General features: G+C 62.9%; 12 protein-coding genes. 3 read left to right on the top strand and 9 right to left on the bottom strand.

Annotation, left to right across the window (positions count from 1 at the left end; all coding sequences use genetic code 11):
- Positions 1-165 precede the first annotated feature (165 nt).
- The gene (locus H7J89_RS00955) at positions 166-1068 is read left to right on the top strand and encodes an alpha/beta fold hydrolase (RefSeq protein ID WP_264035699.1); all 903 of its coding nucleotides are present in this window, start codon (positions 166-168) and stop codon (positions 1066-1068) included.
- Between the two features lie 651 nt (positions 1069-1719).
- A complete protein-coding gene (locus H7J89_RS00950; RefSeq protein ID WP_264035698.1) occupies positions 1720-2484 on the top strand; it encodes an nSTAND1 domain-containing NTPase in 765 nt (254 codons plus the stop codon).
- A 137-nt stretch (positions 2485-2621) separates the two neighbouring features.
- Here H7J89_RS00950 and istB read toward each other — a convergent pair whose 3' ends face one another.
- Both istB and istA read right to left on the bottom strand, forming a co-directional pair.
- On the bottom strand, positions 2622-3428 hold the full coding sequence (gene istB, locus H7J89_RS00945; protein WP_264035697.1) for an IS21-like element helper ATPase IstB: 807 nt from the start codon (positions 3426-3428) through the stop codon (positions 2622-2624).
- Positions 3425-4660, bottom strand: a complete 1236-nt coding sequence (gene istA / locus H7J89_RS00940; RefSeq protein WP_264035696.1) for an IS21 family transposase — start codon at positions 4658-4660, stop codon at positions 3425-3427. Before istA ends, istB begins: the two co-directional genes overlap by 4 nt.
- A 119-nt stretch (positions 4661-4779) precedes the next feature.
- On the opposite strand from istA, the gene H7J89_RS00935 reads away from it, so the two are divergent.
- Positions 4780-8469, top strand: coding sequence for an nSTAND1 domain-containing NTPase (locus tag H7J89_RS00935; protein ID WP_264035695.1), 3690 nt, complete (start codon positions 4780-4782; stop codon positions 8467-8469).
- A 21-nt stretch (positions 8470-8490) separates the two neighbouring features.
- On the opposite strand, the gene H7J89_RS00930 is transcribed toward H7J89_RS00935, so the two are convergent.
- From H7J89_RS00930 to H7J89_RS00900, 7 genes are all read right to left on the bottom strand, one after another.
- Complete coding sequence (locus H7J89_RS00930) at positions 8491-8901, bottom strand: hypothetical protein (RefSeq protein WP_264035694.1); 411 nt, start codon at positions 8899-8901, stop codon at positions 8491-8493.
- A 188-nt stretch (positions 8902-9089) separates the two neighbouring features.
- Positions 9090-9881, bottom strand: coding sequence for a serine hydrolase (locus H7J89_RS00925; RefSeq protein WP_264035693.1), 792 nt, complete (start codon positions 9879-9881; stop codon positions 9090-9092).
- 268 nt (positions 9882-10149) lie between these two features.
- The gene (locus H7J89_RS00920) at positions 10150-11052 is read right to left on the bottom strand and encodes a DUF4231 domain-containing protein (protein WP_264035692.1); all 903 of its coding nucleotides are present in this window, start codon (positions 11050-11052) and stop codon (positions 10150-10152) included.
- Between the two features lie 343 nt (positions 11053-11395).
- A complete protein-coding gene (locus H7J89_RS00915) occupies positions 11396-11893 on the bottom strand; it encodes a hypothetical protein (protein WP_264035691.1) in 498 nt (165 codons plus the stop codon).
- Positions 11894-12134: 241 nt separating this feature from the next.
- The gene (locus H7J89_RS00910; RefSeq protein WP_264035690.1) at positions 12135-12878 is read right to left on the bottom strand and encodes a TRP family putative cation channel; all 744 of its coding nucleotides are present in this window, start codon (positions 12876-12878) and stop codon (positions 12135-12137) included.
- Complete coding sequence (locus tag H7J89_RS00905) at positions 12875-13999, bottom strand: patatin-like phospholipase family protein (RefSeq protein WP_264035689.1); 1125 nt, start codon at positions 13997-13999, stop codon at positions 12875-12877. Before H7J89_RS00905 ends, H7J89_RS00910 begins: the two co-directional genes overlap by 4 nt.
- A 40-nt stretch (positions 14000-14039) precedes the next feature.
- On the bottom strand, positions 14040-14198 hold the full coding sequence (locus H7J89_RS00900) for a hypothetical protein (protein WP_264035688.1): 159 nt from the start codon (positions 14196-14198) through the stop codon (positions 14040-14042).
- Between the last annotated feature and the right edge of the window lie 8 nt (positions 14199-14206).

Raw genomic sequence — 14206 nt, 5'->3', positions numbered from 1 at the left:
TGGCAGTACCTGCTGAGCAACAGGGGAACGCTGGTGCACCTGCAGTGCTCGGATTGCGGTCATCTCTGGTCGACCGACACGCATAACCGCCGGCGCACCGCCTGACCCCGCGGAGATCACCGCGCGAACCAAGCGATGCGCTCAGGCCGAGGGGATGATGACCCCATGGACGCTGAACTGCACCGCTGGCTGGCGGCCGGGGAGTATTTCGACTACCTCGGCTTCGACATCTTCTACCGCGTGGAGGGCAGCGGGCCTCCGCTGCTGCTGATCCACGGTTATCCGTTCAATTCCTTTGACTGGGCGCGGATCTGGCCGGCGCTGTCGCAACGGTTCACCGTCATCGCACCGGACATGATCGGCATGGGGTTCTCCGAAAAACCGGTGGTTTACGAGTACTCGGTGGGAGACCACGCCGACATGCACGAAGCTTTGCTAGCCCACCTGAACATCCGCAACGTGCACATCCTGGCGCACGACATCGGCGATTCGGTGGGCCAGGAGATGTTGGCTCGTCACGAGTTCGGTCAGCAAGCCTATGGCGCGCTGCGCATCGACTCGATCACCTGGCTCAACGGCGGAATGTTCATCGAGGCATACAAGCCCAGAACGGCGCAGAAGCTGATGTCTGGCACGCCGTTGGGTGACGTATTCAGTCACGTACAGGGCAGTCCGGTGTCCCGCCGGCTGCTGGAGCCCACGCTGCGCGAGATGTTCGGCCCGAACACCAAGCCGACCCGGCACATGATGGACGTGTTCAACCAGATCCTGGACTACAACGATGGCCGCCGGGTGCTGCACAAAGTCGGCCGTTTCATTAACGATCGCTACACGCACCGAAACCGATGGGTGCGTGCCATGCGGCAGACCGCGGTCCCCATGCGATTGATCGATGGGCCGGTCGACCCCAACTCGGGTGCCCACATGGCGCGCCGCTATGCCGAGGTGATACCCGAAGCGAATGTGGTGATGCTCGCCGACGACATCGGACACTGGCCACAACTCGAGGCACCCGATGCGGTGTTGACGCACTTCCTCGCCCACATCGACCGCGTCGCCGCGGGCTGAACTGCTCGTTCGTCAGCTGGCGTCATTCCATCCGACCGCTAGCTAGGCAATGAACGAATGGCGACTGACCGTAGCGATGGCGGGGCCAAGAGTTGTCCGACGTGGAGATAAGTAAAGGTGAACGAGCGGAATCAGGAGGAGTGTCCGGGTTACGGTTTTGGCGAGCAAGACTGCTTGAAATCATTGCAGCCCAACAAATTCACACTATGAACGGCTTGGAGTCAAAGTCGTTGCAGGTTCAGAACCAGTCAGGCCGAGGCCCTAGGTCCGACACAGATCAGACCTCATCAATGAATTATCGCTACCAGCGGCTATCGGGTAGCCGGTGCTCGAGTGAATCCAGTTCATCCGCGCCCCCCGTGGCCGCACGATACGTCCGGAGCGTTTGCGTGCGGGTGCGGGCCGATATACCGAGGGCATATTTGTTTATCGGTTCCGTTTTCGTCGGCTCGTGAAACATCTACCATAGACCCATTGTTGGTGATCCGGGTTGCGCCGGGATATGAAGAACTCACTGTCGTATTTGTCGAGCGCGGAATTGAGAGTGGGGTTGCCGGCGGCAGCCCGTGGACAAGGCCGCGTTAGCGCGCATAACGGTGCAGCTGTGCACGCGCCTTCTGAGGTAATCAATTATGGCGGGACCGGTGGGCTATGGCACGCATCTTTTTGAGCCATTCAAGCGTCGACAACGCCTCTGCAGTTGCCATGCGCGACTGGCTCGCGGCCGAAGGCTGGGATGACGTATTCCTCGACCTCGATCCCGATCGGGGGCTCGTTGCGGGCGAACGTTGGGAGCGCGGACTAGTTGACGCAGCGTCGCGCTGCGAAGCCGTGTTGTTCTTGATTTCACGTGCGTGGCTCCAATCGGGCTGGTGCCACAAAGAACTTTCACTCGCACACAAGCTCGGCAAGCGGCTCTTTGGCGTGTCGATAGAGGACTTTTCACCCTCCGAGTTGCCGGAGGAGCTCACCAGTACATGGCAAGCCGTCAATCTGGCGGCCGGAGTCGACCACAGGACGTTTCGGGTCACGTTGCCGCGCACCCATGAGGAATGCCACGTCACGTTTTCGCGGGAGGGTCTCAAGCGGCTTCGCGCCGGGCTGGTCAAGGCCGGCCTAGACCCGACATTTTTCGAATGGCCGCCAGAAGCCTACCCTGACCGCCCGCCCTATCGGGGACTGAAGCCGCTGGAGGCCGAAGACGCGGGCATCTTCTTCGGACGCGACGCTCCGATCTTCGAAGCGCTCGACCAACTGCGAACGTTGCGTGAGAAGTTGCCTCCTCGCCTAATGGTGATCCTGGGGGCTTCCGGCGCCGGCAAATCGTCATTCCTGCGTGCGGGCCTTTTCGCTCGGATGACCCGCTACTGTCAACGGCGGCTGAAAATTGACCCCGTTTCGTCGGTTGAAAATTGACCCCCTCGGTGTTCATTCTTCGGTTGTCGAGCCCGGGACTCTCCCGAGGTCGCGGTCTTTGATGCGGTAGGAGTCGCTGTCAACGGCGGCTGAAAATTGACCCCGTTTCGTCGGTTGAAAATTGACCCCCTCGGTGTTCATTCTTCGGTTGTCGAGCCCGGGACTCTCCCGAGGTCGCGGTCTTTGATGCGGTAGGAGTCGCCTTTGAGGGCGATCACTTCGGCGTGGTGGACGAGGCGGTCGATCATGGCCGCAGCAACCACGTCGTCGCCGAACACTTCACCCCAGCGGCCGAACGGTTTGTTCGAGGTGACGATCAGCGAAGCACGTTCGTAGCGGCTGGAGACCAGCTGGAAGAACAGGTTGGCCGCTTCGGGTTCGAACGGGATGTAACCGACCTCGTCGACGACGATCAGCGGGTAACGCCCGAGCCGGACGAGTTCTTGTTGGAGCCGCCCGCTGTGATGCGCTTCGGCGAGGCGGGCCACCCATTCCGACGCGGTGGCGAACAGGACCCGGTGGCCGGCCTGGCAGGCCCGGATCGCGATTCCGATCGCCAGGTGGGTCTTGCCGGTGCCCGGTGGTCCGAGGAACACGACGTTGTCCTTGGCGGCGACGAAGTCCAGAGTTCCCAGGTGCGCGATCAGATCCCGTTTGAGGCCACGGGCATGATCGAAGTCGAACTCCTCCAACGACTTGCGCGACGGGAACCGCGCGGCACGGATGCGACCCTCACCGCCATGGGACTCGCGGGCGGAGACCTCGCGTTGCAGACAGGCCACCAGGAACTCCTCATGGCTCCATGACTCGGCGCGGGCCCGTTCGGCCAGCCGGATGACGGCTTCACGCATCGTGGGCGCCTTCAGCGCCCGGGTCAGGTAGGTGATCTCGGCGCTTAGATCCCGGTTGGCCGCCGAGGCCGCCCTGGCGGTCTTGGTGGTCATGACGCGAACCCGCCGTCGCCGAGGTCGATGCCCAGGGCGGTNTCGTAATCAGTCAGCGACCGCTGCTGCACACACAGCTCGTCGTCGTGTTCCCGAACCGGACGCAGAGCACTGATCCGGTTGTGACGCAACAGGTTCGCCGCCTGACGATGCTCTGGATCGGTGATCGTCTGGTGCCACGCCCAGACCCGCTCATGATCGGCCACGACCTTCCCCTCGCAGAACACCTGCACGCGGTCAAGGTCGGCGATCACCTCGATGCGCCGTCCGATCACCCCGGGGTGCACCGAGTAGTCATTGGAGTCCAACCGGATGTAGTGATCGCGGGCCAACCGCGTCGCGTTGCGCCAGCCCACCTCCGGGGCCACCGGCGGCAACGCCAGCATCGCCTGCAGATCGGCGCCGATCCGATCGGCTGGGGCACACCCCAGTGCACGACGCTGACGGTCATTGACCACAGCCAGCCACCTCTGCATCTGATGGTTGAAATCCCCAGGCCCGGTGAAGCTGCGCCCAGGCAGAAACGACCGTTCGAAGTAATCGTGGGCCCGCTCGATGATGCCTTTGTGCTCAGGCTCGCCCGGTTTGAGGACCACCACCTTGGCGCCCAGCACCCCACGAAACGCCTGGCAATCCCGGGTTAATTCGGTGCGCCCGGCCCGGCAGCGCCCGATCGCGCCCTCGCCATCCCAGACCAAGGTGCGCGGCACCGCACCCAAAGCGCTGATCAACTTCCACCACCCGGCGAACAGATCCTCGGCCCGCCGGGACGGGATCAGGATCGCCGACAGCCAGCGCGAGTACCCCAGCACCATGGTCAGCACCGGCAGCTGCGTCGGGGTGCGGACCTGGCGGTAGCCGACCGGGATGCTCGTCGGCGGGAACCACAAGTCGCACTGCGCGACATCCCCGGCGTCATAGCTGGTGCGTCCGGCGGGATCCGGCGGCAGATACGCCGGGCGCAGCTCCCGGACCCGCTCCTTGAACACCGTCATGCCCCGGGTCCAACCGACCCGCTCGGCAATCACCGTGGCCGGCATCGTCGGCACCGCCGTCAGCTGGGCCCGAATCGCGTCCTCGAACGCGTCCACCGCCGACCCCGCCGGCTTGCGCACATACTTCGGCGGCCCCTCAGAGGCCACCGCCGACCGCACCGTGTTGCGCGAAATCCCCAACGTCCTGGCAATCAACTTGATCGGCAACCCCTCGGTCCTATGCAACACTGACAACAACTCCCTTCTCCTCTCGGCTCGTAAGCCGAGACTCAGACGAAGGGGGTCAAAATTCACCCGTCGACACGGGGTTAGTTTTCAGGCGACGCCGACACCGCTACGACCGAGATTTTCTACCGTTGCCGATCGTCCGGCCGGAGCGTGCGGCCATCCTCGGTGAAAGCGGCTTGATGCGCGCCCTTGAAGCCGCACGGGATACCGCACAGATCAAGTTGCCCCGCACCAAACTTCGGGCGGCCGTCAACGGGGGCGCAGACACGCTGCGTCCCGTGCTACAGCAACTTGTCGACGCGGCGACAATGACGACCAACGAAGTCGACGGTCCGACGAAGCCGCCGACCCTGGTCATCTCGATTGACCAAGGAGAGGAGCTATTCCGCGCCGAAGGACAGGACGAAGCCGAACGCCTCTTGGCCCTGCTGGGAGGCCTGCTTGGTGATGCCGCTCCCTCGCTGATCGTGGTGATCGCGATTCGGTCTGACTCCTATGCCCAGTTGCAGGAAGCCAAGGCGCTGGAGGGTCTTCAGAAGATCCCCTTTGACCTCGGTCCCATGCCGCATGGTTCCTACGCCGGGGTCATTAAGGGCCCGGCGACCAGGCTGGAAGAATCAACGCGCCCACTCAGAATCGACGACGCGTTGGTCGACGTGCTACTGGAGGACATTGAGGCCGGCGGGTCCAAAGATGCGCTTCCGTTGCTCAGCTTCACGATGGAGCGTCTCTACCTCGAGAATCTGGGAAGCGGTGGCCTCACTCTCACCGACTACCGGAACCTCGGCGGTATCAAAGGCTCGATCGAGGAAGCCGTCGAGCAGGCACTTTCAGCGGACACCGATCCGCCTCTGCCGAAAAATCGCACCACGCGGCTGGCACTGCTGCGTCGCGGGATGATCCCGTGGCTGGCCAACATCGATCCCGACACCGGCGCACCACGGCGTCGCGTCGCACGTTATTCAGAGATTCCTGCTGACTGCCGACCGCTGCTGCAAAGCCTGGTCGACCAGCGCCTGCTGACAACCGACCGCGTCGGCCGCACGGGCGAGATCACCATCGAGCCGGCTCATGAGGCACTACTGCGGCAGTGGAGTCTGCTTGAGGATTGGCTGACTGAGGACGCCGAGCTGTTGGCGGTGCTGGAGGGTGTGAAGCGCGCTTCACTCGAGTGGAGGAAGTCGAACAAGAGCAGAGCCTGGCTCATTCACGCTGCGGATCGACTCGCGGCCGCCGAGCAGCTCAGCGCGCGGACCGATTTGGCAGCAAGTCTGGAGGAGCCCGATCGCGAATATCTGGCAGCATGCCGCACGGCTGAGAACGAACGTTTGGCCGCCGAGAAACGACAGAGGGAAGCCGAGCTTGAAGCGACCAAGAAAATCGCGGCCGCCGAAAGCCACCGCGCGTCCGAAGCCCAGGCTCACGCCGCGGTTCTGCGCAAGCGCTCGCGCGTCCTGCGCGCCGTGCTGGCGTGCACGGTCATCGTTGCTGTAGTGGCCGTAATCGGATTCTTCCGGGCGCACGAGCAGAAGCGGCTCGCCCAGGGGAACGCTCAGGAGGCGGTCGCGCGCAAGCTGGTCTCTGAGGCGCTGGCGATTCTGGCTGGTGCCAACACGGCCGGCGACGATGCCCGAGCGTTTCAGGAGCTGCTCGCCGCCCAAAAACTGTCGACGAAGCTGAGCGACGAACCCCTGCTCGATGCTTTGGTCAACAGGTCGAGCACTGAGCTCATTTTGAATGGGACTACTCCGGTGGTCGGGGTGGCCTTCGCCGACGGCGGCCAGCGTCTGGCCGTAGCAGACTACAAAAGCGTGCGGGTCTGGGATACGCGTTCCAAGACGTGGTGGGAAGACCTCCGCACGAGCGACCCCGCTGGCGAAACCAAAGCGGACCTGTTGGGTTGTCACCGCCCTCACTGCTTCCCTCTTTCTGCGGGAGAAAAGGCCCTGACAAATGTCGCGATCAGTGCCGACGGGCAGGTAGTGGCTGCCGGCAATGTCGACGGAAAGGTACTGGTATGGAACCTCAACGATGCGCAACCCATTCCGAAGTCTCTTCCGCAGCCGCACCAGGGACGCGTCAGCGGCATCGCATTAAGCCGCGACGGGCACTGGCTTGCCTCAGTTGGTGCCGACGGATTTATCGACATCTCGCGCTCGGACGGGACCGATATGCACAAGCCCATCGGCATTCGCGGAGGCGGAGCGCTTTTCACCGTGGCGTTTAACCGTGCGGCCGACAAGTTTGCGGTGGGTGGCGCGGACGGAGCCATCCGTGTCTGGAACGTCGGCACTGTGCCGCCCGAAGGTGGGCCCGTAGAGCCCAACGCCACAAATCCGAACGCGCACCCCGGTGGGGTCACGAGTATCACTTTCAGTCCGGACGATCGACTCGTCGCATCGGGGGGAGCGGACAACTTGGTGCGGCTCTGGAATAGCGAAAAGCTAAGTCCAGCAGGGCAATTGCCTGCTCTCGGGGCAGTGGGCCACGCCGCGCCGGTGACCAGCGTCGCCTTCAGCGCAGATGGGACGCGTCTGGTGTCGGGGGGCAATGATAAGACGGTTCAGCTATGGGACGTTGCGGGCAAACGGCGCATCGGCGACCCCTTGATCGGGCACCAGGGGTGGGTATTGTGCGTGGCTATAGTCGGCGATCAAATCGTAAGCGGCGGAAACGAGAACGCCTTGCGGTTCTGGAACGCCGCCGTCGGCCAGCCACTCAAAGAGCCCCTGGATGGCCATGGAGGGCCCGTCACGAGCGTGGCGATCGGTCCCGACAGCCGCCAGGTGGTGTCAGGTGATGTCGACGGCACGGTACGACTCTGGGACGCGTACACAGGAACCGAGATCAATCGGATGCCTGACTCCGCTCGAGTGATCACCCGTGTCGCGTTCAATCGAAGTGGTGATGTGGTTGCGTCGGGAAGCGCCGACGGGAAGATCCGATTGTGGAATTTGACCACCGGCGCAGTTCGGGCGATTGAAACGGGCCAGCCGATAACGGCGGTGGCGATGGGGCCCGACGGTAACCTCTTGGCCTCCGCGGGAATTGACGGGCAGATCACGATCTGGGAACTATCGTCCGGGCGACCGAATCGCTTGGAGAACAACGACAACTCGATAATTTCCGATCTGGCCTTCAGCCCGCAGGGCGATCGATTAGCGTCCGGCAGTGTGGCTGGGATGGTTCGCGTATGGGACCTCTCCGGGCGGCAGGTATGGCACGCTGATGCCACCGCTGGAGCACCCAAGCCGTTCAGCGATCGACCCGCACTGGCGATAGAACATCAAGGCGCGGTTCTCGGCGTCGCGTTCAGTCCGGACGGCCGGCGACTGGTGTCCGGCAGCACCGCCGTCGCGAAAGATTCGTCGACAGTCGGTGTTATTGAGCGCTGGGACGTCCACACCGGCGCCCCCATGGGTGACCCGGCGGAGATTCCGCACGCGGTCATGGGTTTGGCCTTCAGCCCCGGTCCGGCCGAGCCCACTCAAGACCGCATCGTTGGCGGAAGTTTCATTCCCTTTACCGTGCAGTTGTTGAGCGCCGCCAACGGAAGTCAGTACACGTTTACTGGTCACCAGGCCCAAGTCGTCAGCATCGCGGTGAGTCCCGACGGTGCCCTCATCGCCTCCGGCAGCGTAGACGGAACCGTCAGGATCTGGCCGAACCCACCCATGAGTTCCCCGGCGGACGCGTTGTGCGCCAAGCTGACTACAACCATGAGCCAGGAACACTGGAAGAAGTGGGTGTCGCCGCACATTCCGTATCGGCAAGTTTGTCCTGGACTCCCTCCCACTCCCGACGAAATGCCCAGTTAGCCTTACCTATTCGTTAGCGATCTATTCAGGTGCGTTGTAAAGGTAAATGACGGCAGCTGACCCGCCGGTGCAGGTGACATAGGTTTGCGAGCTGAGGCAGGCAAGCTCGTACCACGTACGAGTCGCGGGGCTGACGGCGCTCAACTGAGTCGGGCCAGAGGCCGGCGTACTTCGCTTCGCATATTCGAAGCGTACCTGCTCGACGAATTCACAAGTCGTAGTCGACGTGCCGCGCGCCCCGGCATTGAACGGAACGACGACGTCCGCCTCAAGCCGGGGACACGCCTCCGCGCCTCGCGGCAGGCCGCGCACCTGCTTGAAAGCGCCCGATGTAGATCCCGGTGTCGCCCGTGACGACGGGTGCGACAACACGGCGTTGACACCGAAATAGCCGCCTACGCCGACCGCGGCCACGACCGCGGCCAGGGCCACCGCGTGCTTCCGCCGGGCCCGCTTGGGTGGTGCGTCGTTCTGCGGCCGCGGTGTGGGTATGGAAGGGCCGCCGATTTCGGTCCCTACGCGCTCTAGATCAGTCACCGCACCTCCCGGTGCAACATGTTCGTCCAAAGTATCGCCGGGATCGCGTGCCGACGGGTTCGTTTCACCGCAATCGCTCGCTGTCAGTGGGGACATCGACCGCTGGGCAGCGTCACAATGTGTTCAGAGAGCCACTCAGCGATCTGATTGAGTGCCTCAACGCCGTCCATAAGTGAGCCCGAGTACGGTTCAGCGGCTATCGCGACCGCGCTGGTCCCCGCCGGGGTGATGACCAGCCCCATCTGCCGCACTAGGTATCTCTCCGCGGGTGAGGGACCCCAGCCCCCCTTGAATCGTGTCCCACCGATCATGCCCAGGGCCCATTTTTGGTCGTGTTCGATCTGTCCCATCAGATTCAATACCGGGATGCTCCTGCTGTCACACGCTGCCATTGACAGGAACCGCACCTGCGCGGTCAACGGCCATTCGGTTTGCCCATATGCGCTGAACTCAGGGCGAATCTTGTGGAACTGAACGCGGGTGAAATCGTCCGCTGCCGCCAGGACAGCCTCGACCTTCCCAGCGGCGGTAACCGGACCTCCCAGGCTGGCCCAAATCGCGTCGGCCGCGGCGTTATCCGATTGAGTAATCGCCGTTTTCATCTGATCGGTAATTCTTGTCGGCGACTCTTCGCGGAGGGCGGCGAGGACCAACGGCACCTTTATGGTCGACCAGGCCGGACCGCTGTGCCATTCGCCCAAACTGAGGGGCGTTCCCACCCCACCGACAGGAGCGAGCGAGATGCCTATCGCGGCTTTCACGCTGTTTCGTAGCTGCGGGAAGGCGCTGATGAGTGCCCCGGTGTTGCCGGCCCGACCCTCGTTATCGACGACGACCACCGCAACGATGACGCCGAATCCGAACAGCGCGGACACAGCACGGATCATGCTCCGCCTCTTGGCGACGACTCGGGCTCGCATTGACGGTTTCTGTGTGTCGGCACCGCCTCGATGGGGCGTGCCGTGTCGCGTCATGAGCGGCTCTGGGCGATCACGATCGGACTGGCCGCGGCCTCGTTTCATGGTGGGCACCGATACGGTACCTGGCGGTAGCTGCGAAGTGCGGGATTGCCTGGCAACCCTTCTGATTCGCTTGGAAACATCGCGGCTTGACGCTGCCTGATTAGTACCTGGCCGAAGAGGTTCAGCGATCAGGCGTCACCCGAACGCCACGAGATGCGCGCCAGAGGGTGTGCTCACGCGAGATCGCCTCCTCGGCCTCTGCGACCAAACGTGCCCATATCGTTTCGTCCTGCGCTGCCTGGACTTCTGATGCCACAGTCGCCAGCTCCTGGCTTGTGACTCCGTAAGCCGTCGCGAGGTTTTGGTACTGCTTGGCTTGCATCCACCCGGCCGCACCGGCGGCGGCGGCGGCAAGGATCCCTAACAAGTCGATATCGACCCACCCGCCGGCCTTGACCGCTCCGCCAACAAGCCCGAGGAATTCGAGGGCGATGCCCGCGGTGGTCCAGCGTTTGGCTCGAGTGTCGTTCCATGCTGCCTTGGCGGCGTACCAGCCCTCCTGAGCTTGTATACGTTCCTGCAGATACACCGTGCGGCGTTCTTCAAACGGGAGGGCTCGGACCTGCCGCATTACAGGGGTGATTTGAACGTCAGAGCCTGATTTGGCGTGCACGGGAAGGGCATCGAGGTCGCGCAAGATCTCGCGTAGCTCTTTCAGCAGCGTCGCGTCCGAATCCTCTGACTTCGTCTCGAAGGATTCACCGTGCATCATGTATCGCCAGCTGAGCGTTTTCGCGGATTCGGCGGCTGCGCGACCCTCGTACCAGATCTCTTCCGGCCGGCGGATTGCAAGAACAAGCTCTGATCCAAGCGCTACGGCGAAAGCCAAGAAGGCGATCGCCCCACCGACATAGAGATGGCCTGCCTTCCAGGTGATTGCACCGCCAATTGCCGCGATGACAACACCCCCCAGCCGCAGCTTGAACCACCTGAGGAATGACCGCTGCGCATCGGCCGACTGCTGGCTCGCACTCCGATAAAGGGCGGGAAGATCTTCCGAACGGATCGCAGGTGTTGTTTGCACGGTGTCATTCTCACGCGCGAGCCCACAGGCCGCCGAAAAATGTGAGGAATTGTCGTGGAGCGCAAAGGTGTGCTGAGTTGAAAACGCGGCGAATGAAGCCGACGCGGAGCGGATTCAGTCGACATCCTGGGACATTCAGGTGCTTGCCCTTATCCGAACGTCACCGTTATCAGTCGCGATTGTGCCGGATCATCGGCCGGGTTCACCGTGAAGACAGCGCCTGGCCAGACGGCTGGTCACTGTAACATAATCGCACGGACTACGGGTCGCATTTAGAGTGTCGATATTCGTTACACGCCTGTGTTCCAACCTAATTCACCCAACGGTGCCCATTACTCCTCGGTTAGAACGGGTTGACGCTACGGTCGCCACCGATGGTCATTCCGTGGCCAGAGTCATCGCGTGTGAAGGTTATGCCGCCCTCGCCCGCCCTTATCGTCCAGCCCTGTATCTGGTACGTCTGACCCGGCACAAGCGTTTCGAAGGACGGGTGGTCATAGCCCACGCCGATGTTCGCGTCGCGGTAGCTGAATTGCCCAGAGGCCGTAACTACCGCCTGATTCTGGTGCAATATTGATGGATCGCCCACCCAGTCGGGCCAAGGGATGGGATTCATCGGAGATTGAGGGAATGCTCCCTGGCAGACTACATTGGGGCCGACCTCGGGATCCGCATCATCCGAGCCGATCTCACAAAGCATCGGTGGCGTCTGCACTTGCACTTTCGCATCGTGTCCCACGGTGGGATCGGCGCCTGCCACTGGCGCGAGAGTCAGTGCTGCGCATGCGATCCCGGCGCTTGAAAAGATTTTCCTAATCTCATCCTCCTGGTGAAAGCGCATGCTGGCTCATCTAACCGGCGCACCACCAGTATGCAACCACTTATCACGGGCTTCGTCCCAATTTTCGTGACGCGGTCGAGTGCCGCAACGAAGCTCGCGCAGTGTCGCATGTGGCCAATCGTTCTCGGTGAAATTGCGGTTCTGGAATCCGCGGGCCCCAATCTGACTTAGGCATTCGCTCAGCCACCTAAACCCCGAGAGTGAAAACCGGGTTCGTCTAGCCTGTTTTGGTCTTCGGCACTCACTCGGCCGCTGAGCCGCTGAGAGCTGCGACGAGGAACTCGGACAGAAGACTCAAATCGTCCATCGACACCGCTTGAATCAAGCCCGATTCGACCAGTGCGGTCGCTCGTTCCTCGGCCGGCGCGCCGACCAGCGCGCGGACGAGCACATCGGCGGTCCGTCCAGAGCCGGCAATCACGATGACTGGGCGGCCCGCTTCGACACTTCGCTGGAGATCCGAGTAGGTGATTTTTCCGCCGTTGGCGAGCAGCGTGATGGACGGCGCGGTTCCCGCCAAGCACGTCGCAGTCCTGGCGATCCAGGGTGCCTCCGCACCCCACTTTTCACCGGGCACGATGACGAAGTGTGTGTGATTGGATTCGAGTACTGTCCGGCCGTCCTGGAGGGCCCCGCGTGGCAACTGCACCGTCCCCGCGGCCACCACACCTACGAGCGGGAAGGTAGCCCGCGCCGCCGCACGGGCTTCGCCGAGCAGTCGCATGACACCGCTGTGGGTGCCGCCGTCTACACCGACTGCGCTGTACTGCTGCATCACTGGCACAACGCTCGCCGCGAAGACTGGGCGGAGACGCTCCATGAGAGTTCCCTCCAGTCCAGCGGCTCCGCCAACAACCACCACCGTCGGTCTGGGCGGATGCAGCCCGAGCGCCTCCAGCGCGGGCCGCAATTCATCCGCCTTGGCCACGCGCACCGCGGGCGCGGAACCCACACCGGATAATTCGACCTGAAACGGCGATGTCATCGACCCGCCTCGAGGAACCCGGCGAAGTGCTCCGGTGAGACATCGCGTGCCGCTGCCTGCCCCACACGCCTTAGATCGCCGACGTACTGGATCGAGTCCAGTCTTTGCACCCTTTCCGGGATCAGATTGTGAAGGTCTAGGTCGTCGAGGCCTCGGCGCGACAGATCCGCGTTGTAGCGGACGTAGCTGAAAAGCCGTTTCTCTAGCAGACCCTGCTCGTGCATGAGGTTCCCCAGCTCCCGATCGATGTGCGAGCCGTGGCGACATCGGCCGAACACCCGGCGCAGCAGGTCTTGCTCGTTGAGCGCCGCATACATCAGCGCTGCCGGCACAGAATTTGCGTTGAACAGCAGATTCATGTGGCCCGGCTGTAGACGGTCATCAGCTTTGGGAGTGGTTCCCGTCCCTATCGAAACGAGCAAGAGATCGGATTCCGTGGCCGTCCAGCCCAGCCGGTACGCGTCGAGCGTTGCCATGAGGAACAGTTGAAAGGCGGGGTTATTGTACGTTGTCAGTCCACCATCGACGAACACGAATTCGTGCCCTCCCACCCTGACAACCTCCGGTGGAAAATACGTTGGCGCAGCTGTGCTGCCCCGCACCAACTGCCAGAGCGGGATGTTCAGGTTGTTGTCCGCGCGGCTCGGGTCGTTGTAGGGCGCATCAGGATTGTTGCTTAGCGGCCACGGCGAGTCTGTGGTCGCATTTCGCACCACGATCAGGAGCAGAGTTTTAAGGTCCTCGCTACCCAGAGTGGTGTCCTTGCCGAAGACACCCTGCAACAGTTTTTGAAGCCGTTGGCTGCCATAGCGGTAGTGGTAGCGACGCCGGAGCGAAGCGTGATCGAACATCTCCGCGCCCCTTGTCACGTACAGATCCAGAAGCTGCTGCACGCGCAGCCCCTTGGCGAGTCCGGTCGCAATCACCGCCCCGGTGCTGGTGCCGCCGATGTAGTCGAAATAGTCGCCCAGCAGGAAGTCGTCTCCGGCGCCGAGCTGTTCCGCCAGCGTGGATTCCAGCCGCAGCAGCACCTCCAACGTGATCACGCCCCGAATGCCGCCGCCGTCCAGGGCGAGCAGCTTCTTCGGTCCCGGTGAGCTCACGCGGTCCTTATAAGACATGTGACCTCCCGTCTGTTGCCACGAACCCGTAGCCACGCGGCTAGCCGTGATGCGGCGGTCGCTCGTCGCGGAGCCGGCCTTCGTCCGACGCCGCGCGCATCTGCTCCTCGTCGCCGTACCTCTCCAAATCCTCCGGCGTGGTGCGCACCCGCGGGGGCTTCGGTGCGGCCGGTGGTCGGTTTGGGGGTTCGGTGGACACGAGGCGAT

Origin of the sequence: Mycobacterium paraffinicum (assembly GCF_025822865.1) — a bacterium.
Lineage (GTDB): Bacteria > Actinomycetota > Actinomycetes > Mycobacteriales > Mycobacteriaceae > Mycobacterium > Mycobacterium paraffinicum.
Note: the sequence above shows the minus strand (reverse complement) of the source record. Positions and strands in the feature narration are given on the sequence as shown.

Coding starts and splice junctions, on each gene's coding strand:
- H7J89_RS00950 (WP_264035698.1), top strand. CDS start 1,720: ATGGCACGCATCTTTTTGAGCCATTCAAGCGTCGACAACGCCTCTGCA.
- istB (WP_264035697.1), bottom strand. CDS start 3,428: ATGACCACCAAGACCGCCAGGGCGGCCTCGGCGGCCAACCGGGATCTA.
- H7J89_RS00955 (WP_264035699.1), top strand. CDS start 166: ATGGACGCTGAACTGCACCGCTGGCTGGCGGCCGGGGAGTATTTCGAC.
- H7J89_RS00905 (WP_264035689.1), bottom strand. CDS start 13,999: ATGTCTTATAAGGACCGCGTGAGCTCACCGGGACCGAAGAAGCTGCTC.
- H7J89_RS00915 (WP_264035691.1), bottom strand. CDS start 11,893: ATGCGCTTTCACCAGGAGGATGAGATTAGGAAAATCTTTTCAAGCGCC.
- H7J89_RS00910 (WP_264035690.1), bottom strand. CDS start 12,878: ATGACATCGCCGTTTCAGGTCGAATTATCCGGTGTGGGTTCCGCGCCC.